Raw genomic sequence first — 25528 nt, 5'->3', positions numbered from 1 at the left:
CAAGGAGAAGGCCGTGTCCCACAGCACGGTGCCCCGGTCCAAGGCCGAGGCTCAGACGACGAAGACCCCGGCGGCATCCGGCGCCGCCGGGCCCCGGCCGAGCGACGAGAAGCGCTCGGGGAAGCTGGGCTTCCGGCTCAGATTCAGGCGTGACCGCACGCTGCTCCTGATGGTCCTGCCGACGGTGCTGCTGGTCCTGGTGTTCAACTACATCCCGATCCTGGGCAATGTGGTCGCCTTCCAGGACTACGACCCGTATCTCAGCGAGAACGGCTTCGTCGCCATCTTCGAGAGCCCCTGGATCGGCTTCGAGCAGTTCGAGCGGATCTTCGCGGACTCGGCCTTCTGGCACGCGGTGCAGAACACCTTCGTGCTGTTCTTCCTCCAGCTGGTGCTGTACTTCCCGATCCCGATCGCGCTGGCGCTGCTCATCAACAGCGTGGTCAGGCCCCGGGTCCGGGCGGTCGCCCAGGCGGTCATGTACCTCCCGCACTTCTTCTCCTGGGTCCTGGTCGTCACCGTCTTCATGCAGATCTTCGGCGGCGCGGGCATCATCTCCCAGACCCTCCGCCGGCACGGCTACGACGGCATCGACGTGATGACCAACCCGGACACCTTCAAGTTCCTGGTCACCGGCGAGATGATCTGGAAGGACGCGGGCTGGGGCATCATCGTCTTCCTCGCCGCCCTGTCGTCCGTGCCGCAGGACCTGTACGAGGCCGCCGCCATGGACGGCGCCGGCCGCTGGCGCCGCATGTGGCACATCACCCTGCCCGCGCTGCGGCCGGTGATCGCCCTGCTGCTGGTGCTGCGCGTCGGTGACGCCCTCACCGTCGGCTTCGAACAACTGCTGCTGCAACGGCAAGCCGTGGGACCAGGCGCCTCCGAGGTCCTCGACACCTACGTGTGGTGGAACGGCATCCGCAACCAGGACTTCAGCTATGCCGCCGCGGCCGGACTCATCAAGGGTGTGGTGGGCCTGGCGCTGGTGCTGACCGCGAACAAGGTCGCCCATCTCATGGGTGAGCAGGGGGTGTACAAGAAGTGACCGCGGTTCTCGACAAAGCCTCCGGCGACAGGACGGCCGACAGCGGGCCGGCGGCCAAGCAGCGCTGGTGGCAGGCGCCGCCCCGCCCGGTCTGGGAGGAGGAGCCGTCCAAGGCCGGCCTCGCGGGCAAGGGCATCGCCCTGTTCTTCGCCTGCTTCGCGATCCTCTTCCCGCTGTGGATCGTCATCGTCACCAGCCTCCAGACCAAGGAGACCATCGACGAGGCGGGCGGCCTGGTGGTGATCCCCAAGGGCATCACCTTCGTCGCCTACGAGCAGCTGCTCAGTGGCGGCCAGGTGCAGCGGGCCGCGCTGGTGAGCGTGGGGGTCACGGTCGTCGGCACGCTGTTCAGCATGACGGTGTCCGTGCTGTGCGCCTACGGGCTGTCCCGCATCGGGTCGCTCGGGCACCGGTGGATCCTGATGACGCTGCTCGCGACGATGTTCTTCGGCGCGGGGCTGATCCCCACGTATCTGCTGGTGCAGGCACTGGGGCTGACGGACACGTACCTCGCGCTGATCCTGCCCAGCGCGGTGAGTGTCTTCAACATCCTGGTGCTGCGGGCGTTCTTCATGAACATCTCGCAGGAGCTGATCGACAGCGCGCGGATCGACGGGGCCGGTGACTGGCGGATCCTGTGGAAGATCGTGATGCCGCTGTCCCGGGCCGTGATCGCGGTCATCGCGCTCTTCTACGCGGTCGGGTACTGGAGTGCCTGGTTCAACGCGTCGATCTATCTGACCGACCAGGACATGATGCCGCTGCAGAACGTCATGATCCAGCTGGTGCAGAAGCAGGAGCGGCCGGTCGGGCTGGCGACCGAGGTCAACACGGGGCAGCTGTCCGCGGTGGCGATCCAGATGGCGGTGATGGTGATGGCGCTGCTGCCGGTGGCTGTCCTGTCCCCGTTCGTCCAGAAGCACTTCAAGAAGGGCATGCTCACGGGTGCGGTGAAGGGCTGAAGCCCGGCGCCGGTTCGGTCCGAGCGGGGTGGCTGGTCCGGTCGCCGGTCCGGGTGCGCGCGGGGGGCTGGTCGCGCAGTTCCCCGCGCCCCTTAGGCCGGTCCACTCACGGTAGCTGCGGACCCCCACCCCAGCGCCCACCCACGTTCACCTGGCAACCCCATACAACGAGGTATGTCATGCACGCGTCCCCCCTGTCCCGTCGTACCGTCCTCGCCGGAACCGCCGTGGCGACCGCCCTCACGAGCCTCCCGACCCTCCAGGGCCAAGCCCGCGCAGCGGAAGCCGCGGAATCCGGCGCCCCCTACCGCTGGCGCAACGTCGTCATGGGCGGCACCGGCTTCGTCACCGGCATCCTCTTCCACCCCTCCGTACCCGGACTCGCCTACGCCCGCACCGACATCGGCGGCGCCTACCGCTGGGACGACCGCGCCGCCACCTGGATCCCGCTGACCGACCACCTCGGCGACCCCGACTGGAACCTCCTCGGGGTGGAGGCGATGGCCGTCGACCCCGCACACCCGAACCGCCTCTACCTCGCCCTCGGCACCTACACCCAGTCCTGGGCCTCCAACGGCGCCGTCCTGCGCTCCGACGACCGCGGTGCCACCTGGACCCGCACCGACCTCCCCGTGAAGCTCGGCGCCAACGAGGACGGCCGGGGCACGGGCGAGCGCCTGCTCGTCGACCCGCGCGACAGCGACGTCCTCTGGCTCGGCACCCGCCACGACGGCCTCCTCAAGTCGACCGACCGAGGCGCCACCTGGCAGGCCGTCACCTCCTTCCCCGACACCCCGAGCGCGAACGGCCAGGGTGTCACCCTCCTGGTCGCCGCCGACCGCGCCGTCTACGCCGGCTGGGGCGACTCCGACGGCACCACCCCGAACCTGTACCGCACCACCGACGGCACCACCTGGCGGGCCGTCCCCAGGCAGCCCTCCGGCGCCTCCGCGAAGGTACCGATCCGCGCCGCGTACGACGGCCTCACCCGCGAGCTGTACGTGACGTACGCCAACGGCCCCGGCCCCAACGGTCAGTCCGACGGCAGCGTGCACAAGCTCGCCACCGGCAGGGACAGGTGGACCGAGGTCACGCCGGTGAAGCCCGGCGGGAGCGCGGGCGACGGCTCCACGGACGCCTTCGGGTACGGCGGCGTCGCCGTGGACGCCCGCCGCCCCGGCACGGTCGTCGTCTCCACCAACAATCGCTGGGCCGAGGTCGACACCGTGTTCCGCAGCATCGACGGCGGCCGCACCTGGACGTCCCTCAAGGACACCGCCGTCCTCGACGTGTCGGAGACCCCGTATCTCAAGTGGGGCAACGCCGAGCCCAAGTTCGGCTGGTGGATCCAGGCCGTCGCCCTCGACCCGTACGACTCCCAGCACGTCCTCTACGGCACCGGCGCCACCATCTACGGCACCCGCGATCTGAGGAACTGGGCCCCGCAGATCCGTGGCCTGGAGGAGGCGTCCGTGCGTCAGCTGATCTCGCCGCCGACCGGCCCGGCCCACCTGATCAGCGGCAATGGGGACATCGGCGTGATGTACCACGACTCGCTCACGGCGTCCCCCTCGCGGGGCATGGCCTCGAACCCGATCTTCGGATCGGCGACCGGACTCGCCCAGGCCGCCGCCAAGCCGTCGTACGTCGTGCGCACCGGCTGGGGCGACCACGGCAACGGCGCTTGGTCGAACGACGGCGGGCAGACCTGGGCGCCCTTCCCGACCCAGCCCGCCATTGCCAAGGACGCGCCGGGACCGATCGCCACCAACGCCGACGGCAGTGCGCTGCTGTGGGTCCTCGTTCACGGGGACGGCACCAAGTACCCGGCGTTCCGCTCGACGGACAACGGGGCCACCTGGACCGAGGTCGCCTCCTTCCCGAACGGCGCCACGCCGGTCGCCGACCCGGCCGACCCGACGCGCTTCTATGCGTACGACACCGACACAGGAACGGTATACGCCAGCACTGACAGTGGCCGTACCTTCACTCCGCGCGCGACCGGACTGCCCTCCGGCGACAGCCAGTTCGAGCTGGTCGCGGCGCCGGGACGCTCCGGCGACCTGTGGCTGAGCGTGAAGTGGAACGGCCTGTACCGGTCCACCGACGGCGGCGCGGCCTTCACCAAGGTCGACAGCTGTTGGGCCTCGTACACCCTCGGCTTCGGCAAGGCCGCCGACGGCGCCGACTACCCTGCGGTCTACATGGTCGGCTCCACCGAGACGATCACCGCCGTCTACCGCTCCGACGACGGCGCGAGGACGTGGACCCGCGTCAACGACGACCAGCACCAGTGGGGCTGGATCGGCGAGACCATCACCGGCGACCCGCGCGTGTACGGCCGGGTCTACCTTGCGACCAACGGTCGCGGCGTCCAGTACGGGGAGCCCGCGTGAAGCCGACCCTCGCCGACGCCACCCGCGGCCGCATCCTCTTCGGCGGCGACTACAACCCCGAGCAGTGGCCGGAGCGGACCTGGCACGACGACGTCCGGCTGATGCGCGACGCCGGCGTCAACTCCGTCACCCTCGGCGTCTTCTCCTGGTCCACGCTCGAACCGCGGCCGGGGGAGCGGAACTTCGGCTGGCTCGACCGGCTGATGGACCTGATGCACGACAACGGCATCGGGGTGGTCCTCGCCACCCCGACCTCCTCCCCGCCCCCATGGCTGGGCCGACTGCACCCCGACACCCTGCCCCGCGACGCCGACGGCCGCACCGAATGGTGGGGCGGCCGCCAGCACTTCTCGCACTCCAGCGCCACCTACCGCCGCTACGCCGCCGCCATCACCGAGGACCTGGCCGCCCGCTACGGCGGCCACCCCGCCCTCACCCTGTGGCACATCAACAACGAGTACTGCACCTTCGACCACGGCGACGAGGCGGCCGCCCGCTTCCGGCGCTGGCTCCAGGACAGGTACGGCACCCTGGACGCCCTCAACGACGCCTGGGGCACCGCCTTCTGGAGCCAGGGCTACGGCGACTGGGAGGAGATCCTCCCCGCCCGCCACGCCCACTACATGAAGAACCCCACCCAGGTGCTGGACTTCCGCCGCTTCACCTCCGACATGCTCCTGGAGTGCTACCGGGCGGAACGGGACATCGTCCGCGGGCACACCCCGCACATCCCGGTCACCAGCAACTTCATGCCGCTGTGGACCGGCCAGGACGGCTGGCGCTGGGCCGAGGAGGAGGACGTCGTCTCCGTCGACATCTATCCCGACCCGGCCCAGCCGCTCGGGCCCCGGGGTGCCCAGAACGGCGCTCTGGTGCAGGACCTCACCCGCTCCCAGGCACGCGGCCCCTGGATGCTCATGGAGCAGGCGGCCGGACCGGTCAACTGGCGCGGGGCCAACCACCCCAAGCCGCGCGGCCTCAACCGGCTGTGGTCCTTCCAGGCCGTGGCGCGCGGCGCCGACGCCGTCTGCTACTTCCAGTGGCGCCAGTCCCGTCAGGGCGCGGAGAAGTTCCACTCCGGCATGGTCAGCCACGCGGGGGAGCAGGGCCGCACCTTCCAGGAGGTCAAGCGGCTCGGCGCGGAGCTGGGGCGGATCGCCGCCGAGGTGGCGGGCAGCCGCATCGAGTCGGACATCGCCGTGCTGCACGACTGGCACTCCTGGTGGGCGGGCGAGCAGGACGGCCGCCTGTCCACCCGGTTCGATCTGCCGGACCTGCTGCACGCCTGGCACCGCGCCCTGTGGGACGGGGGGCTCACCACCGACTTCGCCCACCCCGAGCACGACCTCACCGGCTACCGGATGGTCGTCGTACCGCAGCTGTACGCCCTCACCGACGCGGCGATCGACAACCTCCTCGCGTACGTCGACCAGGGCGGCACCCTGGTCAGCGGCTTCCTCACCGGCGTCGCCGACCAGGACGACCGGGTCCGCCCCGGCGGCATGGACGCCCGGCTCCGCGGGCTGTTCGGCATCCGCACCCTGCACGAGTGGTGGCCCCTGGAGACGGGACAGACCGCCGCCTGCGACGGCTTCGACGGCACCCTGTGGTCGGAGGAGATCGAGGCCGACCCGGACACGGCCGAGGAGACGATCCCCTACAAGGGCGGCGAGCTGGACGGACTGCCCGCCGTGCTGCGCCGGGGCCGCGCCTGGTACCTCTCCACCCTCCCCGAGCCGGCCGCGCTGCGCGCCCTGCTCGGCCGGATCGCCGCCGACGCCGGTGCCCGCCCGGTGCTGGACGGCCTGCCGGCCGGCGTGGAGGCCGTGCGCCGCGGCGAGCTGCTCTTCCTGCTCAACCACAACCGCGAGCCGGTCACCGTCGACGTCCCGGGCGCCCACCGCGACCTGCTGACGGACACCTCCGTCACGGACCGGCTCACCCTGGGCCGCTACGGCGTGGCGGTGCTGCGGCCGTGACCAGTACCCTGCCCGTCCACGCCACCTGGGAGCCCGAGCCCGCCGCCCGCTGGGAGGACGCCTTCCTCACCGGCAACGGCCACCACGGCGCCCTCGTGTTCGGTGATCCGAACGCCGACCGTGTCATCGTCACCCATCACACCTTGGTCCGCCCCAACGGCACCGAGGGAGCCCGGGCACCCCAGCTGGCGGATGAACTGCCCGCTCTCCAGGACCGCCTCCTGGCCGGGGACCTCACCGCCGCCGAGGGCTTCACCGACGGCCGCCCGCTGCAATGGGTGAAACCCTTCCACCCCGCCTTCCAGGTCCGCCTGACCCGCGAGAACGGCGGTGGCCCCCACTACCGCCGCTCCGTCGACTTCACCACCGGCGTCACCGAGGCGACCTGCGGCGACTGGCGCAGCCGCGTCTTCGTCTCACGCGCCGACGACGTCATCGTCCAGCACGTCACCGCCCCCGGCCCCGTCCTCGACATCACCCTCGACCACCGGCTGCCCGGCGCGCCCGCCGGGCTCGGCGTCGGCCACGGCTCCGTCCTCACCCCCGAGGGCGCCCAGCTCACCCTGCGCGCCCGCTACCCCGACAGCGACCTCGCCGTCACCGGCATCACCGTGGCCGCCGTCACCGGCGGCACCGCCCGCCTCGGCCCGCAGGGCCTACGGATCGAGGACGCCGGCGCCGTACTGCTGCTCACCCGGGTCCACCGGCACACCGGCGAACTCGACATCACCGCCGAGAGCCGCGCCCTGCGCGCCCTGCTGGCGGCAAGCTCGTACGACGACCTCCTCGCCCGGCATCTGCCCGCGCACCGCACCGCCTACCTGCGCGTCACCCTCGACCTGCGCGCCGACCCCGCCGAACGCGCCCTGCCCGGCAGCGAGCTGCTCCAGCACACCGGCAGCCCCGCCCTGCTGGAGCGCCTCTTCGCGGCCGGCCGCTACCACCTGCTGTCCGCCAGCGGCCTCTTCCCACCCCGCCTGACCGCCCTGTGGACCGGCGACTGGAACACGGCCTGGTCCGGCGCCTTCACCAACAACGCCAACCTCAACCTCCAGACCGCCTCCGCCGCGGCCGCCGCCCTCCCCGAGGTCACCGCCGCCCACGCCAACCTGGTTCACCGGCAGCTGCCGGACTGGCGGGACAACGCCCGAGCCGTCTTCGGTGCCCGGGGCGTCGTCGCGCCCGCCCACAGCGACGGCGAGTCGGGACACTCGTACCACTTCAGCCGCGAGTACCCCCACCACCTGTGGACCGCGGGCGCCGACTGGCTGCTCAAACCGCTCGTCGACCACGACGAGACACGCGGCGAGCGCGACCCGCGCACCGCCGCCGCCCTCGCCGACGTCGCCCGCTTCTACGAGGACTTCCTCACCCGCACCGACACCGACGGCCACCTCGTCGTCGTGCCCTCCTACTCGCCCGAGAACCGGCCGGCGGGCGCGAGCTGGGGCGCGATCAACGCGGCCATGGACCTGTCCGCCGCCCGGCACGCCCTGCGCACCGCCGCCGACTACCACCCGGACACCCCGGAGGCCGGGCGCTGGCGGGCGCTGGCCGACCGGCTGCCGCCGCACCGGATCAACGCCGACGGCGCGCTCGCCGAATGGGCCTGGCCCGGCCTCGACGACTCCTACGACCACCGCCACCTCAGCCACCTCTACGGCGTCTGGCCGCTCGACGAGATCAACCCCTACGACACCCCCGGCCTCGCCGAGGCCGCCCACCGAGCCCTCCAGCTGCGCGGCGCCGAGAACGACTCCGCACACGGCCACCTCCACCACGCGCTGATCGCGGCCCGCCTGCGCGACGGCCACCGCGTCGCCCAAGCGCTCGCGAACGTCCTGGACGGCGACTTCTTCCACGCCTCCCTGATGAGCGCGCACTACCCCCGCCGCGACGTCTACAACGCGGACGCCGCCCACACCCTGCCCGCCGTCCTCATCGAGGCGCTCGTCCAGTCCACCCCCGACCGCCTGGTCCTCCTCCCCGCACCTCCCCCCACCCTCGCGGCCGGGGAACTGACCGGCATCCGCACCCGGTTCGGCGCCGAACTCGACCTCACCTGGCGCCCCGGAGGCGCCCGAGCCGTCCTGAAGCCGCACCGCACACACCGCATCGAAGTCCGGACTTCCTCCGGCGCACAGCCGCTCGACCTCGTCGCCGGAGAAGACCACGTCCTCACCCTGGGGGCGTGGTAACTCCCCACGCACCTCCCCCCACCCATGGAAGGGACGCCATGGCAACACACACACTCAGGAGCAGGATCACCAAGGCGATGCTCGCCCCGGCGCTCGCACTGGGCGCCGTCGTCGGCCTCGCCTCCGCCCCCGCCCACGCCGCCATCTGGAGCTCCTGCGACCGGTGGGGCAACACCAGCCTCGACGGTTACACGCTCTACAACAACATCTGGGGCACCGGCTACGGCAGCCAGTGCGTCTGGGCCAACTCCGGTACCAACTGGGGTGTCTGGGCCAACCACCCCAACACCGGCGGCATCAAGTCCTACCCCAACGCCAAGAAGGTGATCAACAGGTCGATCACCTCCCTCGGCTCCCTCAACAGCAGCTACAACGTCACCGTCCCGTCCTCGGGCGCGTACAACACCTCGTACGACATCTGGGACACGGACCACGACTACGAGATCATGCTCTGGGTCAACTACAACGGCGCCGTCGGCGCGCTCGGCAGCTACCAGGAGCGCGTCTCGCTCGGCGGCCACACCTGGGACGTCTACAAGGGCCGGGCCTACCGGACCGACGGCACCTCCTGGGAGGTCATCTCGTTCCTGCGAACCTCCGACTCCACCTCCGGCTCCGTGCAGATCCTGCCCGTGCTGAACTGGATCAAGGACACCAAGCGGTGGATGGGCAACGAGACCATCGGTGACGTCCAGTTCGGCTTCGAGATCACCTCGTCGTCCGGTGGCCTGGACTTCCGCACCAACAGCATGAGCATCACCAACAGCTGACGTCGGCTCAGGGCGGGGTGCGGCCGCGCCGTCAGGCGCGGTCCACCTCGGCCCGCAGCGCGTTGTAGCCGGCGAACGCCGACTCGACGTCGGCGCGGGTCAGGCCGTAGCGGGCCAGGTCGTAGCGGTGCGGCCGGGTGCCCTTGGGCCGGGCGGCGACCGCGGGCAGCCGGGCGGCCTCCGCGTCGGTCCACCGGGCGCCGACGGCGGCGTACAGCTTGGGCGCGCCCGCGGCAGGGTCCGAGCCGAGCCAGGAGTACGGCACGTCCACCAGCGACTCCCCGGGGATGGCCGCGCGGGCCGCGAGACCCCGCTCGACCGCGCGGCTGAGCAGCGACAGCCAGGTCTCCCCGATCTCGTGCAGGTCGACGCGGCGGACCGTGGTGGCCCGGCCGTGCTCGATCAGACTGCAGAACGACGGCACCACGGCGGCCGGGTCGCGGTGGGTCCACACCAGCGTGGCATCCGGGAAGACCGTCATCAGCGCGTCCAGGTTCTCCGTGTGCAGGGGCGACTTGAGCACCCAGCGGCGGCGCGGACGGCCGTACTGGAGCACCTGGTACACCTGCTTGAGATGCCGGTAGTCGGACACGTAGTCCCGCTGGTGGCACCACTCCCGGTAGGCGGGGATCCGGGCCTGGGAGAGCGGCATGATCGTGTGCGGCAGGGCGAAGGTGCACTCCTCGGGGCCCTCCGGTGCCATCGGGTGGATGTCCCGGAAGCGCGGGGCGAACAGATCGCTCGCCCCCACCAGCCAGCGCGCCGGCGCCAACGCCTTGCGCCGCCGGTTCGGCGGCACCTCCAGATCGGGCGTGAGCAGCTCCCACAGCAGGGGACACCGGTGGTCGTCGGAGAGCGACAGCACGCCATGGGTGAGCGTGGTGGCCGTGCGCGGCAGCCCCACCACGAACACCGGACGCTCGATCGGCTCCTCGGCGATCGCCGGGTTCTCGGCGATCAGCCGCCGGATCCGGGCGCGGGTCTCCAGATGCCGGCGGACATGCGCCTGCGCCGACATCCAGCCGACCGGCGTGAGATTGTCGTCCGCGGCCCAGTGCCGCAGCAGGAACCGGAAGCCGTCCACGAACTCCTCGTCCCCGTCGGCCTGCCCCGCCTTCGCCACCAGCCGGTCGAAGACCCGGTCGGGGGCGTGGCGGGAGCCGAAGCCCGGTCGGAGCAGCGCGTTGGCCACGGTGAGGGCGAGCGGGGCGGAGGACACGGGTACGGCTCCCTTCATCGACGTATCCATGCCCTCCCCAGTAACTCGCCGGCTAGTCACGGTAGTTGACAGCCGTTGACAGTTTTACTCGCCTGCAACAGGCAGCCGCGCCCCGTCCCGCAGGAACAGCGGGATCCGGTCCAGCGGGGCGTCCACGATCGCGTGCGTGCCGCCCTCGTACGTCTCGCCCGTCCACGCGTCCGTCCAGCGCGCGCCCGCCGGGAGGTACGTCGTCCACTCCCGGGCGCCCGCCGTCAGCACGGGGGCGACCAGCAGGTCGCGGCCGAAGAGGTACGCGTCGTCGACCGACCAGGTCCCCGGGTCGTCCGGGAACTCCAGGAACAGCGGCCGCATCACCGGCAGGCCCTCCTCGTGGGCCTCCCGCATGACCTCCAGCACGTACGGCTTCAGCCGCTCGCGCAGCCGCAGGTACTTCTCCAGGATCGCGCCGGCCTCCTCCCCGTACGACCACACCTCGTTCGGACCGCCGGTCATCTCCGGTCCCAGCGGCATGCCCGGGTCGCGGAAGCCGTGCAGCCGCATCAGCGGGGACAGCGCGCCGAACTGGAACCAGCGGACCATCACCTCCCGGTACGCCGGGTCGTCCGGGTCGCCCCCGTGGAAGCCGCCGATGTCGGTGTTCCACCACGGGATGCCCGACAGGGCGGTGTTCAGGCCGGCCGCGATCTGGCTGCGCAGGGTCGCGAAGTCGGTGCCGATGTCGCCCGACCACAGCGCGGCACCATGACGCTGACTGCCCGCCCACGCCGAGCGGTTGAGGGTGATCACCTCGTCCACGCCCGCGGCGCGCAGGCCCTCGTCGAAGGTGCGGGCGTTGTCGGCCGGGTAGATGTTGCCGACCTCCAGGCCCGGCCCCGCCCAGTAGCGCAGGTTCTCCTGGAAGCCCGGCTTCAGCTCCGGCTCGCAGGCGTCCAGCCAGAAGGCGGTGATGCCGTACGGGTCGAGGTAGTTCTCCTTGATCTTCGACCACAGGAACTGGCGGGCCTCGGGGTTCGTCGCGTCGTAGAACGCCACCTGGACCGTCGAGGCGACCCCCTTGTCCGGCCAGTCGGCGTGCGCCATCGGGCCGTACTGGGTGCCGATGAAGTAGCCGCGCTGCTCCATCACCGGGTGGTTCTCCGACAGCGGGGACACCGACGGCCACACGGACACGACGAGCTTGATGCCCATCTCGTCCAGCTCGCGGACCATCGCCGCCGGGTCCGGCCACTCCTTCGGGTCGAACTTCCACTCGCCCAGGTGCGTCCAGTGGAAGAAGTCGCACACGATCGCCGAGATCGGCAGGCCCCGGCGCTTGTACTCCCGTGCCACGGCGAGGAGTTCGTCCTGGGTGCGGTAGCGCAGCTTGCACTGCCAGAAGCCCGCCGCCCACTCCGGCAGCATCGGCGTACGGCCCGTCACCGCGCTGTAGCGGCGCTGACCGTCGGCCGGGGTGCCCGCGGTGATCCAGTAGTCGATCTGGCGGGCCGAGTCGGCCACCCAGCGGGTGCCGTTGTGCGCCAGCTCCACGCGGCCGATCGCCGGGTTGTTCCACAGCAGGGTGTAGCCGCGGCTGGAGACGAGCACCGGGATGCCGACCTCGGAGTTGCGCTGGATCAGGTCGAGCACCAGGCCCTTCTGGTTCAGCCGGCCGTGCTGGTGCTGGCCCAGGCCGTACAGCTGCTCGTCGTCGTAGGCGGCGAACCGCTGCTCCAGACGGTGGTGGCCGTTGCCGACGGCCGTGTAGAGGCGGGAGCCCGGCCACCAGAAGTGGGCCCGCTCCTCGGCGAGGATCTCGGTGCCGTCGTCGCTGCGCAGGAAGCGGATCAGGCCCTCGGCGTCCACCTCGACGGTGAGCGCGCCGACCGTGAGCCGGCCCGTGCCGTCCTCGATCTTGACGGTCGACGAGGTGGCCGGCGCCTCCGCCAGCAGGGCGCCCGGCAGACCCTCCAGAACGGGGCCGCCGAGCCGCGCCCGGACCCGGACCGCGTCCGGCCCCCACGGCTCGATCCGGAGGGTCTCCTGACGGCCGCTCCACTCCAGCGCCCCTTCCCGCTCACGGAACGTGCCGACGGTGGGGGAGGACTGTGCCAGGCTGACCTTGGGCTGCGTTTCGGCAGGCTGATTCACGGGCGTACTCCTGGATGAGGACATGACGGTGCCCCCGCGGGGGTCACACGGGTACCTACGGATCAGAGGGCGGCGGGTCCCGAACTGGCCCTGACGGTCAACTCGGGCGCGATGAGCACGACCTCGTCACCGCCCCGCCCCTCCAGCTTGGCCACCAGCCGCTCCACGGCATGCCGCCCCATCTCCTGGGCGGGAACAGCGACGGAGGTCAGCCGCACCGACGCCTCCACGGCGACCTGGTCGGGGCAGATCGCGACCACCGACACGTCCTCGGGCACGGCCCGGCCCTGCTGCCGCAGCAGCGCCAGCAGGGGCTCGACGGCGGACTCGTTCTGCACCACGAAGCCCGTGGTGTCCGGCCGTTCGTCGAAGATCCGGGCGAGTGTCGCGGCCATCGCGTCGTACCCGCCCTCGCAGGGCCGGTGCAGCACCCGCAGGCCCAGCTCCCGGGCCCTGGTGCGCAGCCCGTCGAGGGTGCGCTCGGCGAACCCGGTGTGCCGCTCGTAGACAGCGGCGGCCTCGCCGATGACGGCGATGTCCTGGTGGCCGAGCTCGGCCAGATGCGCCACGCACAGCGCGCCGGTCGCGCTCCAGTCCAGATCGACGCAGGTCAGGCCGCCGGTGTCGGCCGGCAGGCCGATCAGCACCGAGGGCTGGTCGGTGCCCCGCAGCAACGGCAGACGCTCGTCGTCGAGCTGGACGTCCATCAGGATCATCGCGTCGGCGAGCCCGCTGCCGGTCACCCGGCGCACCGCGTCGGGACCCTCCTCGCCGGTCAGCAGCAGCACGTCGTACCCGTGGGTGCGGGCGGTCGTCGCCACGGCGATGGCGATCTCCATCATCACCGGTACGTACATGTCGGTGCGCAGCGGGACCATCAGCGCGATGATGTTGGAGCGGCTGCTGGCCAGCGCGCGGGCGCCGGCGTTCGGGTGGTATCCCAGTTCCCGGATACTCTGCTCGACCCGCTGCCGGGTGGTGGCGGAGATGGACCGCTTGCCGCTGAGGACATAGCTCACCGTGCTCGCCGAGACTCCGGCGTGCTGGGCGACCTCGGCGAGGGTGACCATCCAGCTCTCCAAGTTTTGTGAAGCGCTTCGACAGTGCGCGTGGTGAACAAGGGCGGGTGAGGGTGGTTCGACAGTAGCTTCAGTGGGGGTGGGTGTCCATAGGATGTCGAAGCGCTTCGATAGCTTTCTTCGACGGGGGTCTTTCGTGGGTGTCCCGGTGGGCGCCGGTGCGGGCCTCTGTGCGGAACGGTACCGGGTGGTATCGGCCGAACGGCCGCGCGAGGGGTGGTGGGTCCGCGCGGATTCGGGTACCAACGATCCAGTAGCACCGGTCGGTGACGCACAGTCCCGTTGATCCCTCTTCGCGGCGAGGTGAACCTCATGTCCGCAGCACCCTCCCAGCCCACGGTCACGGAGCGTGAAGCCCGTCAGGTCGCCGAGGCGGCCCGGGAACAGGAGTGGCGCAAGCCCAGCTTCGCCAAGGAACTGTTCCTCGGCCGCTTCCGGCTCGACCTCATCCACCCCCACCCCGTCCCGGCCGACGAGCACGTCCAGCGCGGCGAGGAGTTCCTCGCCAAGCTGCGCGACTTCTGCGAGACGAAGATCGACCCGGCCGTGATCGAGCGGGACGCCCGGATCCCGGACGACGTGATCAACGGGCTCAAGGAACTCGGCGCCCTCGGCATGAAGATCGACCCGAAGTACGGCGGGCTCGGCCTCACCCAGGTCTACTACAACAAGGCGCTCGCCCTGGTCGGCTCGGCCAGCCCCGCGATCGGCGTGCTGCTCTCCGCCCACCAGTCGATCGGCGTGCCCCAGCCGCTTAAGATGTTCGGCACCCAGGAGCAGAAGGAACGCTTCCTGCCGCGCTGCGCCCGCACCGACATCAGCGCCTTCCTCCTCACCGAGCCCGACGTCGGCTCCGACCCGGCCCGCCTCGCCACCACCGCCGTGCCCGAAGGGGACGACTACGTCCTCGACGGGGTGAAACTGTGGACCACCAATGGCGTGGTCGCCGACCTCCTCGTCGTCATGGCCCGCGTGCCGAAGTCCGAGGGCCACAAGGGCGGCATCACCGCCTTCGTCGTCGAGACCAACTCGCCCGGCGTCACCGTCGAGAACCGCAACGCCTTCATGGGCCTGCGCGGCATCGAGAACGGCGTCACCCGCTTCCACCAGGTCCGCGTCCCCGCCGCCAACCGCGTGGGACCCGAGGGCGCCGGCCTGAAGATCGCCCTCACCACGCTGAACACCGGGCGGCTCTCCCTGCCCGCGTCCTGCGTCGCCGCCGGCAAGTGGTGTCTGAAGATCGCCCGCGAGTGGTCGGCGGCCCGCGAGCAGTGGGGCAAGCCCATCGCCCACCACGAGGCCGTCGGCACCAAGATCTCCTTCATCGCCGCCACCACCTTCGCCCTGGAGGCCGTGACCGACCTCGCCGCGCAGATGGCCGACGAGGACCGCAACGACATCCGCATCGAAGGCGCGCTCGCCAAGCTCTACGCCTCCGAGATGGGCTGCCGGATCGCCGACGAGCTCGTCCAGATCCGCGGCGGCCGCGGCTTCGAGACCGCCGAGTCCCTGCGCGCCCGCGGCGAACGCGCCGTCCCCGCCGAACAGGTCCTGCGCGATCTGCGCATCAACCGCATCTTCGAGGGCTCCACGGAGATCATGCACCTCCTCATCGCCCGCGAGGCCGTCGACGCCCACCTCTCCGTCGCCGGCGACCTCATCGACCCCGACAAGCCCCTGTCCGACAAGGCGAGGGCGGGCGCGAACGCCGGCGTCTTCTACGCCAAGTGGCTGCCGAAGCTGGTCGCGGGCCCCGGCCAGCTGCCGTCGTCATACCACCAGTTCAAGCACGGCATCGACCTCTCCCCGCATCTGCGCTACGTCGAGCGGCACGCCCGCAAGCTCGCCCGCGCCACCTTCTACGGCATGTCCCGCTGGCAGGGCCGGATGGAGACCAAGCAGGGCTTCCTCGGCCGGATCGTCGACATCGGCGCCGAGCTCTTCGCCATGAGCGCCGCCTGCGTGCGCGCGGAGCTGCTGCGCGGCCGCGGCGAGAACGGCCGCGAGGCGTACCAGCTCGCCGACGCCTTCTGCCACCAGTCCCGGCTGCGCGTCGAGGAACTCTTCGGCCGCCTCTGGGCCAACACCGACGACCTGGACCGCAAGGTCGTCAAGGGCGTCATGACCGGCACCTACGAGTGGCTGGAACAGGGCGTCATCGACCCCTCCGGCGCCGGCCCCTGGATCGCCGACGCCACCCCCGGCCCGTCGACGAAGCAAAACGTCCACCGCCCGATCCGCTGACCGAACATCCCGGCGGGGGTCCCTCCGAGCGCCACCGGCACCCCTCGGAAACTCCCCAAGCCCGCAAGCCTCCCAAGGCCGCGGTAACCACCGGGACGGGGGCCTGCCGTCGTGGCCCCCGGGGGGCGTGGGGAGGGTGGCGTGCGCCGTGCTTGCGGGGTGCGCGGGGACAGTGGGCGCAGCCGCCGTGGGCCGCCGGGGCGTGGGGATGGCCGGGCATCCGCCGTGGGCCTCAGGGAGTCGCCGGGGCGGTGGGGGCGTCGGCCGTGGGTCTCCGGGGTCGTGGGTCTGGTGGGGGGATGCGCCGTGTTTCCGGGTGCGTGGGGACGGTGGGCGCAGCCGCCGTGGGCCGCCGGGGGCGTGGGGATGGTCGGGCATCCGCCGTGGGCTTCAGGGAGTCGCCGGGGCGGTGGGGGCGTCGGCTGTGGGTCTCCGGGGTCGTGGGTCTGGTGGGGGGCCTGCCGTCGTGGTCCCCCGGGGGGGCGTGGGGATGGTGGGGGCGTGCGCCGTGCTTCCGGGGTGCGCGGGGACGGTGGGGGCAGCCGTCGTGGGCTGTGGGGGCGTGGGGGATGGCCGGGCATCCGCCGTGGGCCTCAGGGAGTCGCCGGGGCGGTGGGGGCGTCGGCTGTGGGTCTCCGGGGTCGTGAGTCTGGTGGTGGGGGTATGCGGTGTGGCTTCCGGGAGGCGCGCAGGGCGGTGGGGGCGTCGGCCGTGGGGTGGGTCTGGTGGGGTATGCGCTGTGGCCCCCGGGAGCCGCCAGGCTCGCTTGGGATGCCTCGGCCCGGCTGCTCCACCTCGACCTCGTCCCGGGCCTCACCCCGTTGCTGCTCACGGAAGGACCTGGCCCCGCTCGGGATGACCCGGGCCCGCTCGGAATGACCCCGGCCGGCGTGGTGGCCGCCGAGGGATCGGGGGCTGCCGGGGCGTTCTGGGAGTGGCCGCGGTGGACTCGCGAGCACCCGGGAGAGGGACACCCTGTCCTGGCGCGCAGTCGTTGCGGACACAATGGGGGTCATGAGCGACAGTCCTGCCCCCCTCGCCGACCCGCACCTCGTCTACGACCCCGTCGCGGGCGACGGCCCGAAGGACGTGGTGATCCTCGGCTCCACCGGCTCGATCGGCACCCAGGCCATCGACCTCGTGCTGCGCCACCCGGACCGCTTCCGGGTGACCGGCCTGTCCGCCAACGGTGGCCGGGTCGCGCTCCTCGCCGAGCAGGCGTACAAGCTGCGGGTGCGGACCGTCGCGGTCGCCCGCGAGGACGTCGTCCCGGCCCTGCGAGAGGCGCTGAAGAGCGAGTACGGCGGTGAGCCGCAGCCCGAGATCCTGGCCGGCCCGGACGCGGCCACCCAGCTCGCCGCCTCCGACTGCCACACCGTGCTCAACGGCATCACCGGCTCCATCGGCCTCGCCCCCACCCTCGCCGCCCTGGAGGCGGGCCGCACCCTCGCGCTCGCCAACAAGGAGTCGCTCATCGTGGGCGGCCCCCTGGTGAAGGCGCTCGCCAAGCCCGGCCAGATCATCCCCGTCGACTCCGAGCACGCGGCCCTCTTCCAGGCTCTCGCGGCCGGCACCCGCGCCGATGTGCGCAAGCTGGTCGTCACCGCGTCCGGCGGCCCCTTCCGCGGCCGTACCAGGGAACAGCTGGCCCACGTCACCGTCGAGGACGCCCTCGCCCACCCCACCTGGGCCATGGGCCCGGTGATCACCATCAACTCCGCGACTCTCGTCAACAAGGGCCTGGAGGTGATCGAGGCCCACCTCCTCTACGACATTCCCTTCGACCGCATTGAGGTGGTCGTGCACCCGCAGTCGTATGTCCACTCGATGATTGAGTTCACGGACGGATCGACACTGGCCCAGGCGACGCCCCCCGACATGCGCGGCCCGATCGCCATCGGCCTCGGCTGGCCCGAGCGCATCCCCGACGCCGCGCCCGCCTTCGACTGGAGCAAGGCGTCGACATGGGAGTTCTTCCCCCTGGACAACGAGGCGTTCCCCTCGGTGAACCTCGCCCGGCACGTGGGTGAGCTCGCGGGCACCGCCCCGGCGGTGTTCAATGCCGCCAACGAGGAGTGCGTCGAGGCGTTCCGCAGGGGCGCGCTGCCGTTCAACGGGATCATGGAGACGGTGACCCGGGTGGTCGACGAGCACGGCACCCCCGTCACGGGAACCTCACTCACCGTGTCGGACGTCCTCGAAGCGGAGACCTGGGCGCGCGACCGGGCCCGGGAACTGGCGGCACAGACGGCGGAGGCCCGTGCATGACGACCCTGATGTTCTTCCTCGGCATAGCGGTCTTCGCCGTCGGCCTGCTGGCGTCGATCGCCTGGCACGAGCTGGGACACCTGTCCACGGCCAAACTCTTCGGCATCCGCGTCCCCCAGTACATGGTCGGCTTCGGCCCCACCGTCTGGTCACGCAGGAAGGGCGAGACCGAGTACGGCATCAAGGCCATCCCGCTCGGCGGCTACATCCGCATGATCGGGATGTTCCCGCCGGGCGACGACGGCCGGCTCGTGGCCCGCTCCACCTCACCCTGGCGCGGCATGATCGAGGACGCCCGCTCGGCCGCCTTCGAGGAGCTCAAGCCGGGCGACGAGACGCGCCTGTTCTACACGCGCAAGCCGTGGAAACGCGTCATCGTCATGTTCGCCGGCCCCTTCATGAACCTGGTCCTCGCGATCGGCCTGTTCCTCACCGTGCTGATGGGCTTCGGCATCCAGCAGCAGACCACCACCGTCAGCTCCGTCTCCCCCTGCGTCATCTCGCAGACCGAGAACCGCGACGAGTGCAAGGCGTCCGACCCCAAGTCCCCGGCCGAGGCCGCCGGCATGAAGGCCGGCGACAGGATCGTCGCCTTCGGCGGGGTAAGGACCGACGACTGGAACACCCTCTCCGACCTCATCCGCGACAGCGCCGGCAAGGACGTGGCGATCGTCGTCGACCGCGACGGCCAGGAAGTGACCCTGAACGCGACCATCGCCACCAACGAGGTCGCCAAGAAGGACTCCACCGGGGCGTACGTCGAGGGCGAGTTCGTCAAGGCCGGCTTCCTCGGCTTCAGCGCGGCGACCGGCGTCGTCAAACAGGACTTCGGCGAGTCCGTGACCTGGATGACCGACCGGGTCGGCGACGCCGTCGACGCCCTCGCCGCGCTGCCCGCCAAGATCCCCGCCCTGTGGGACGCCGCCTTCGGCGACGGACCCCGCGAGCCGGACTCCCCGATGGGCGTCGTCGGCGCGGCCCGGGTCACCGGTGAGATCGCCACCCTCGACATCCCCGCCTCCCAGCAGGTCGCGATGTTCGTGATGCTGCTGGCCGGCTTCAACCTCTCCCTGTTCCTGTTCAACATGCTCCCGCTGCTCCCGCTCGACGGCGGGCACATCGCGGGCGCGCTGTGGGAGTCGCTGCGCCGCAACACCGCCAAGGTGCTGCGCCGGCCCGACCCGGGACCGTTCGACGTGGCGAAGCTGATGCCGGTGGCCTACGTGGTGGCCGGGATCTTCATCTGCTTCACCATCCTCGTCCTCATCGCGGACGTGGTTAACCCGGTGAGAATCTCCTAGCCACACGGCGTTCGCGACGGCCCGGCAGGCTCCCTGCCGGGCCGTCCTCCATCGGGTGGGTTTACGGCCGGGATGTGCTCTGCCCCAAGCCTGTGCCGTAATCTCGGAGCTCGGAGCCCGCCGCTGACACGGGACCGGACCTTGATCCACGACTTGGGGTTGCACAGCAGATGACTGCGATTTCTCTCGGCATGCCGTCCGTTCCGACCAAGCTCGCCGAGCGCCGCCGGAGCCGGCAGATCCAGGTCGGATCCGTGGCGGTGGGCGGAGACGCGCCGGTCTCGGTCCAGTCGATGACGACGACGCGTACGTCCGACATCGGCGCCACCCTCCAGCAGATCGCCGAACTGACCGCCTCCGGCTGCCAGATCGTCCGCGTCGCCTGCCCCACCCAGGACGACGCCGACGCGCTCCCGGTCATCGCGCGCAAGTCGCAGATCCCGGTCATCGCCGACATCCACTTCCAGCCGAAGTACGTCTTCGCCGCGATCGAGGCGGGCTGCGCGGCGGTCCGGGTGAACCCCGGCAACATCAAGAAGTTCGACGACCAGGTCAAGGAGATCGCGCGCGCCGCCAAGGACCACGGCACCCCGATCCGCATCGGCGTGAACGCGGGCTCCCTGGACCGGCGCCTGCTGCAGAAGTACGGCAAGGCGACGCCGGAGGCCCTCGTCGAGTCCGCCCTCTGGGAGGCGTCCCTGTTCGAGGAGCACGACTTCCGCGACATCAAGATCTCCGTCAAGCACAACGACCCGGTCGTGATGATCGAGGCGTACAAGCAGCTCGCCGCCCAGTGCGACTACCCCCTCCACCTCGGCGTCACGGAGGCCGGCCCGGCCTTCCAGGGCACCATCAAGTCGGCGGTCGCCTTCGGAGCCCTCCTCTCCCAGGGCATCGGCGACACCATCCGCGTCTCCCTCTCCGCCCCGCCGGTCGAGGAGATCAAGGTCGGCAGCCAGATCCTGGAGTCCCTCGGCCTGCGCCCCCGCCGCCTGGAGATCGTCTCCTGCCCGTCCTGCGGCCGCGCCCAGGTCGACGTCTACAAGCTCGCCGAGGAGGTCACCGCCGGCCTGGAGGGCATGGAGGTCCCCCTCCGCGTAGCCGTCATGGGCTGCGTCGTCAACGGCCCCGGTGAGGCCCGCGAGGCCGACCTCGGCGTCGCCTCCGGCAACGGCAAGGGCCAGATCTTCGTCAAGGGCGAGGTCATCAAGACCGTCCCCGAGTCCAAGATCGTCGAGACCCTCATCGAAGAGGCCATGAAGATCGCCGAGCAGATGGAGGCGGACGGCGTGACGAGCGGGGAGCCGTCGGTGTCGGTGGCGGGCTGACCAGGCTTGGGGCAGCCCCCAAGGGGCGCGGGGAACTGCGCGACCAGCCCCGTACAACCCGCACTCGCGCACTCACAGAACCCCTCCGAGCTCATGGGCGCAGGGCGGCGTGCCCCAGCATCCGCAGGTACAGTGCGGAAACCAGCAGTTCCCCCGGAGGGCCCCGCACGTGTTGACCCAGACCACCTCCCGGGTCCTCGAACCGAGCGACCTGGACGCCGCCCTCGCCGTCCTCGACCGCGAGCCCGTCGCGAACGCCTTCGTGACGTCCCGTGTCCAGGTCGCCGGCCTCGACCCCTGGCGCCTGGGCGGCGAGATGTGGGGCTGGTACGAGGACGGCATGCTGACGTCCCTGTGCTACGCGGGCGCCAATCTCGTCCCCATCTGCGCCACCCCCCGTGCCGTCCGCGCCTTCGCCGACCGCGCCCGCCGGGCCGGCCGCCGCTGCTCCTCCGTCGTCGGCCCGGCCGAACCCACCGCCGCCCTGTGGCGCCTGCTGGAACCCCACTGGGGCCCCGCCCGCGACGTCCGCCGCCACCAGCCCCTGATGGTCACCGACCGCCTGCCGGCCCACATCACCCCCGACCCGTACGTCCGCCGCGTCCGCAAGGACGAGATGGAACGGATCATGCCGGCCTGCGTGGCGATGTTCACCGAGGAGGTCGGCGTCTCCCCGATGGCCGGCGACGGCGGCCTCCTCTACCAGGCCAGGGTCGCCGAACTCGTCGGCTCCGGCCGCTCCTTCGCCCGCTTCGACGAGCACGGCAAGGTCCTCTTCAAGGCGGAGATCGGCGCCGCGACCTCCCGGGCGTGCCAGATCCAGGGCGTCTGGGTGGCCCCCGAACACCGGGGCAGGGGCCTGGCGGCCCCCGCCATGACCGCGGTCCTGCGCTACGCCCTCGCGGACGTCGCCCCGGTCGTCAGCCTCTACGTCAACGACTTCAACACGGCCGCGAGAAGGACGTACACCCGCGTCGGCTTCCAGGAGGTCGGCGCCTTCATGAGCGTGCTGTTCTGACCCCCCTGTACGCTCCCGCCATGGACCTCGCCATCGGCCCCCTGGACCTCCCCGCCCACGTAGACGAGGCACTGGCGGTCCAAGCCGTGGCCTTCGGTCTGGGCCCGGACGAAGTCGCCGTCCGCCGCCAGATCGTCCTGCGCCACATGACCAACCCGGGCGCCAGGGCCCTCGGCGCCACCACATCCGAGGGCCGGCTCGTGGGTTTCGTCTACGGCATGCCCAACGACCGCACCCACTGGTGGTCCACCGTCGTGGAGCCCTACCTGCGGGCCCAGGGCCACGAGCACTGGCTGGACGACTCGTTCGTGATCACCGAACTCCACGTCCACCCCGCGTACCAGAACCGCGGCGCGGGCCGCGCCCTGATCACCACGATCACCGACAGCGCCACCCAGCCCCGCTCGATCCTCTCCGCGATCGACACCGAGAGCCCCGCCCGCGCCCTCTACCGCTCCCTCGGCTACCGCGACCTCGCCCGCCAGGTCCTCTTCCCCAGCGCCCCCCGCCCGTACGCCGTGATGGGCGCCCACCTCCCCCTGCTGCGCAAGTAAGGATTTCCGGCCGGGCCACGCCCCCCGCTAACCTCCTAGCCATCACCCTTACCCGGCAGGAGTACGAGAACCATGGCGAACGCACCGGTCCAGCGCATGTCGAACTTGATGGCGAAGACGCTGCGCGACGACCCGGCCGACGCCGAGGTCCTCAGCCACAAGCTGCTCGTCCGCGCCGGCTACGTCCGCCGTACCGCCGCCGGCGTCTGGACCTGGCTGCCCCTCGGCAAGAAGGTCCTCGCCAACGTCGAGCGGATCGTCCGCGAGGAGATGGACGCCATCGGCGCCCAGGAGGTCCTGCTCCCCGCCCTGCTGCCGCGTGAGCCCTACGACGCGACCGGCCGCTGGGACGAGTACGGCGCCGAACTGTTCCGCCTGAAGGACCGCAAGGGCGGCGACTACCTCCTCGGCCCGACCCACGAGGAGATCTTCACCCTGCTGGTGAAGGACCAGGCGTCCTCCTACAAGGACCTGCCGGTGATCCTCTACCAGATCCAGACCAAGTTCCGGGACGAGGCCCGCCCCCGCGCCGGGATTCTGCGCGGCCGTGAGTTCCTGATGAAGGACTCGTACTCCTTCGACCTGGACGACGACGGCCTGTCCCAGTCGTACGCCCTGCACCGCCAGGCGTACCAGCGGATCTTCGAGCGCCTCGGCCTCGACTACCGCATCTGCGCGGCGACCGCCGGCGCGATGGGCGGCTCCAAGTCGGAGGAGTTCCTCGCCCCGGCCGACGCCGGCGAGGACACCTTCGCCGACTGCCCGAACTGCGACTTCGCGGCGAACACCGAGGCGATCTCGTACGAGCTGAAGCCGATGGACGCCGACGGTGTGCCGGCCGCCGAGGAGATCCCGACGCCGGACACACCCACCATCGAGACCCTGGCCGCCTCCCTCGGCGTCCCCGCCTCCGCCACCCTGAAGAACCTCCTGGTCAAGGTCGACGGCGAGATCATCGCCGTCGGCGTGCCCGGTGACCGCGAGGTCGACATGGACAAGGTCGAGGCGCACTTCGCCCCGGCGACCGTCGAGATGGTCACCGAGGCCGACTTCGCGGGCCGCCCGGACCTGGTCCGGGGCTACGTCGGCCCGCAGGGCCTCGGCGAGAAGGTCACGTACCTTGCCGACCCGCGCGTCGCCCCCGGCACCGCCTGGATCACCGGCGCCAACAAGCCGGACATGCACGCGAAGAACGTCGTCGCGGGCCGTGACTTCGAGGTCGACCAGTACGTCGACGTCGTGGTCGTCCAGGAGGGCGACCCCTGCCCGAAGTGCGGCACCGGCCTGAAGCTGGACCGCGCCATCGAGATCGGCCACATCTTCCAGCTGGGCCGCAAGTACGCCGACGCCCTCAAGCTCGACGTCCTCGGCCAGCACGGCAAGCCGGTCCGCGTCACCATGGGCTCCTACGGCGTCGGCGTCTCCCGCGCGGTCGCCGCCCTCGCCGAGCAGACCGCCGACGACAAGGGCCTGTGCTGGCCCGCCGAGGTCGCCCCGGCCGACGTCCACGTCGTCGCCGCCGGCAAGGCCCTGCAGACGGAACTCGCTCTCGACGTCTCCGAGAAGCTCGCCGCGGTCGGCCTGCGCGTCCTCGTCGACGACCGGGCGGGCGTCTCCCCGGGCGTGAAGTTCACCGACTCCGAGCTGATCGGCGTACCCCAGATCCTGGTGGCGGGCCGCCGCGCCGCCGAGGGCGTCGTGGAGCTGAAGGACCGCCGCACGGGCGAACGCGAGGAACTGACCGTCGACGAGGCGATCGCCCGCCTGACGGCCTGAGACCCGCGGGACAGGGGCCCGAGGCACACCCTCGGGCCCCTGTCTACGCTCCCGCGACCTGGGTACTCGCCGGAATGGCGACCGCGCCCTCAGGACGTCCCACGTGCGGTCGCCACCAGCCGGGCCGGCGCGGTTCAGAGCCAGCCGGCGAACTCCAGCAGCAGCTCCGCGTCCCGTTCGCGCCCCACCCGGCGCGCCCGCACCCCCGACTCCACCGCCCGGAACAGCGTCCAGCCGCGCAGCCGCTCCTGGTCGACCTCCAGGGACTCCGCGAGCTTCCTCACCCGCCGCCGGGTGGTCGTCGCCCCGGACGGCGAGGCGATCAGGTCCTCCACCCGGTCGCGCACCAGCCGCGCCAGGTCGAAGGCGCACTCGCCCACCACCGGGTCAGGCCCCACCGCCAGCCACGGCATCCGCTCCCCGGCCAGCACCTTGCTCTGCCGGAACGTGCCGTGCAGCAGCAGCTCCTCCGGCGGCCCGGCCAACAGCTCCGCGCGGGCCGCGAGCGCCGTCTCCACGAGAGGCGCCACCTCCGGGTCACGCTCCGCGCTCGCCCGCATCACCTCCGCCTGCCGCCCGGTCCGCCCGGCCACCGTCTCGAAGGCGTGCCCGGCCGGCGGCGCCCCCCACAGCCGGCGCAGCGTCCCCGCCGCCTCCAGCAGCGCCTTCGCCTCCGGCAGCGACCGCACCGACACATCAGGGTGCAGCCGCTCCAGCAGCAGCGCCCCGTCGGGGGACGCCTCCTCCAGCAGCTCTACGGCGCCCAGGCCGCCCCAGTGCGCGAGCGCGGCCCGCTCCGCCCCCGGCCGGAACCGGGGCGGGGCCAGCTTCAGCACGGCCGGGGTTCCGTCCGCGCGCCGCACCAGCAGCACCAGGCTGCTGCGGCCGCCCGGCACCTGCACCCGCTCGACGGTCAACTCGCGTAGCGCGACAGCCCGTTGCGCCGCCTCCGGCAGCTTCTCCAACCAGGCGTCACCGTCCGGTGCCGTCTCACCGAGCGCCCTCACCAGACGCTGCGGCGGTTCGAAAGCCATGCGCGAGTCGTTCCCTTCCTGCCCCCGGCCACACCGACGACCTGCTTCCCGTCACACAGACGGCCTGCCCCAGACCGCACGGACGGCCCGCCTCGGGCCGCACGAACGGCCTGCTTCCCGCCACAGGGGCGGCCTGTTCCAGGCCGTACGGACGGCCCTGTTTCCGGACCGCACCGACAGCCCTGCCCCAGGCCGCACGGACGGCCTGCTTCCCGCCACAGGGG

At 71.6% G+C, this 25528-nt stretch carries 17 protein-coding genes; 13 read left to right on the top strand and 4 right to left on the bottom strand.

Translation table 11 applies throughout. From position 1 onward, the window contains the following. The first annotated feature begins 13 nt into the window (after positions 1-13). The 6 genes from ACH5AC_RS26405 (at position 14) to ACH5AC_RS26380 (ending at position 9353) form a co-directional block, all read left to right on the top strand. Entirely contained in the window at positions 14-1048 is a 1035-nt protein-coding gene (locus ACH5AC_RS26405; protein WP_398864661.1) for an ABC transporter permease, read from the top strand. Further along, positions 1045-2010 (top strand): carbohydrate ABC transporter permease, encoded by a 966-nt coding sequence (locus tag ACH5AC_RS26400; RefSeq protein WP_398864660.1) that lies wholly within the window; start codon positions 1045-1047, stop codon positions 2008-2010. Before ACH5AC_RS26405 ends, ACH5AC_RS26400 begins: the two co-directional genes overlap by 4 nt. Positions 2011-2189: 179 nt before the next feature. Next, positions 2190-4406, top strand: a complete 2217-nt coding sequence (locus tag ACH5AC_RS26395) for a WD40/YVTN/BNR-like repeat-containing protein (RefSeq protein ID WP_398864659.1) — start codon at positions 2190-2192, stop codon at positions 4404-4406. Beyond that, on the top strand, positions 4403-6385 hold the full coding sequence (locus tag ACH5AC_RS26390) for a beta-galactosidase (RefSeq protein ID WP_398864658.1): 1983 nt from the start codon (positions 4403-4405) through the stop codon (positions 6383-6385). Before ACH5AC_RS26395 ends, ACH5AC_RS26390 begins: the two co-directional genes overlap by 4 nt. Beyond that, positions 6382-8583 (top strand): glycosyl hydrolase family 95 catalytic domain-containing protein, encoded by a 2202-nt coding sequence (locus ACH5AC_RS26385; RefSeq protein ID WP_398864657.1) that lies wholly within the window; start codon positions 6382-6384, stop codon positions 8581-8583. Before ACH5AC_RS26390 ends, ACH5AC_RS26385 begins: the two co-directional genes overlap by 4 nt. 38 nt (positions 8584-8621) lie before the next feature. After that, entirely contained in the window at positions 8622-9353 is a 732-nt protein-coding gene (locus tag ACH5AC_RS26380; protein ID WP_398864656.1) for a hypothetical protein, read from the top strand. Between the two features lie 31 nt (positions 9354-9384). Here ACH5AC_RS26380 and ACH5AC_RS26375 read toward each other — a convergent pair whose 3' ends face one another. The 3 genes from ACH5AC_RS26375 to ACH5AC_RS26365 all read right to left on the bottom strand — a co-directional run bounded on the left by ACH5AC_RS26375 (position 9385) and on the right by ACH5AC_RS26365 (position 13772). Next, complete coding sequence (locus ACH5AC_RS26375; RefSeq protein WP_398864655.1) at positions 9385-10572, bottom strand: sulfotransferase family protein; 1188 nt, start codon at positions 10570-10572, stop codon at positions 9385-9387. A gap of 84 nt (positions 10573-10656) precedes the next feature. Continuing rightward, a complete protein-coding gene (locus tag ACH5AC_RS26370) occupies positions 10657-12702 on the bottom strand; it encodes a TIM-barrel domain-containing protein (protein ID WP_398864654.1) in 2046 nt (681 codons plus the stop codon). A gap of 62 nt (positions 12703-12764) precedes the next feature. Then, positions 12765-13772: a LacI family DNA-binding transcriptional regulator gene (locus ACH5AC_RS26365; RefSeq protein WP_398864653.1), complete on the bottom strand. Its 1008-nt coding sequence runs from the start codon at positions 13770-13772 to the stop codon at positions 12765-12767. Positions 13773-14093: 321 nt separating this feature from the next. Between ACH5AC_RS26365 and ACH5AC_RS26360 the strand changes: the two genes are divergently transcribed. The 7 genes from ACH5AC_RS26360 (at position 14094) to ACH5AC_RS26330 (ending at position 24270) form a co-directional block, all read left to right on the top strand. Further along, positions 14094-16025: an acyl-CoA dehydrogenase family protein gene (locus tag ACH5AC_RS26360; RefSeq protein ID WP_398864652.1), complete on the top strand. Its 1932-nt coding sequence runs from the start codon at positions 14094-14096 to the stop codon at positions 16023-16025. Between the two features lie 1014 nt (positions 16026-17039). Then, the gene (dxr, locus tag ACH5AC_RS26355; RefSeq protein ID WP_398864651.1) at positions 17040-18293 is read left to right on the top strand and encodes a 1-deoxy-D-xylulose-5-phosphate reductoisomerase; all 1254 of its coding nucleotides are present in this window, start codon (positions 17040-17042) and stop codon (positions 18291-18293) included. Positions 18294-18301: 8 nt separating this feature from the next. Beyond that, positions 18302-19594, top strand: a complete 1293-nt coding sequence (locus ACH5AC_RS26350; protein ID WP_398864831.1) for a M50 family metallopeptidase — start codon at positions 18302-18304, stop codon at positions 19592-19594. Between the two features lie 170 nt (positions 19595-19764). Then, positions 19765-20922 (top strand): flavodoxin-dependent (E)-4-hydroxy-3-methylbut-2-enyl-diphosphate synthase, encoded by a 1158-nt coding sequence (gene ispG, locus ACH5AC_RS26345; protein ID WP_398864650.1) that lies wholly within the window; start codon positions 19765-19767, stop codon positions 20920-20922. 169 nt (positions 20923-21091) lie between these two features. After that, entirely contained in the window at positions 21092-21940 is an 849-nt protein-coding gene (locus ACH5AC_RS26340; RefSeq protein WP_398864649.1) for a GNAT family N-acetyltransferase, read from the top strand. Between the two features lie 20 nt (positions 21941-21960). Beyond that, on the top strand, positions 21961-22494 hold the full coding sequence (locus ACH5AC_RS26335) for a GNAT family N-acetyltransferase (protein ID WP_398864648.1): 534 nt from the start codon (positions 21961-21963) through the stop codon (positions 22492-22494). Between the two features lie 72 nt (positions 22495-22566). Next, a complete protein-coding gene (locus ACH5AC_RS26330) occupies positions 22567-24270 on the top strand; it encodes a proline--tRNA ligase (protein ID WP_398864647.1) in 1704 nt (567 codons plus the stop codon). Positions 24271-24404: 134 nt separating this feature from the next. Here ACH5AC_RS26330 and ACH5AC_RS26325 read toward each other — a convergent pair whose 3' ends face one another. Beyond that, entirely contained in the window at positions 24405-25304 is a 900-nt protein-coding gene (locus ACH5AC_RS26325; RefSeq protein WP_398864646.1) for an aminoglycoside phosphotransferase family protein, read from the bottom strand. Positions 25305-25528 lie beyond the last annotated feature (224 nt).

Source organism: Streptomyces sp. NPDC018693 (genome assembly GCF_044391385.1).
Classification (GTDB): domain Bacteria; phylum Actinomycetota; class Actinomycetes; order Streptomycetales; family Streptomycetaceae; genus Streptomyces.
Note: the sequence above shows the minus strand (reverse complement) of the source record. Positions and strands in the feature narration are given on the sequence as shown.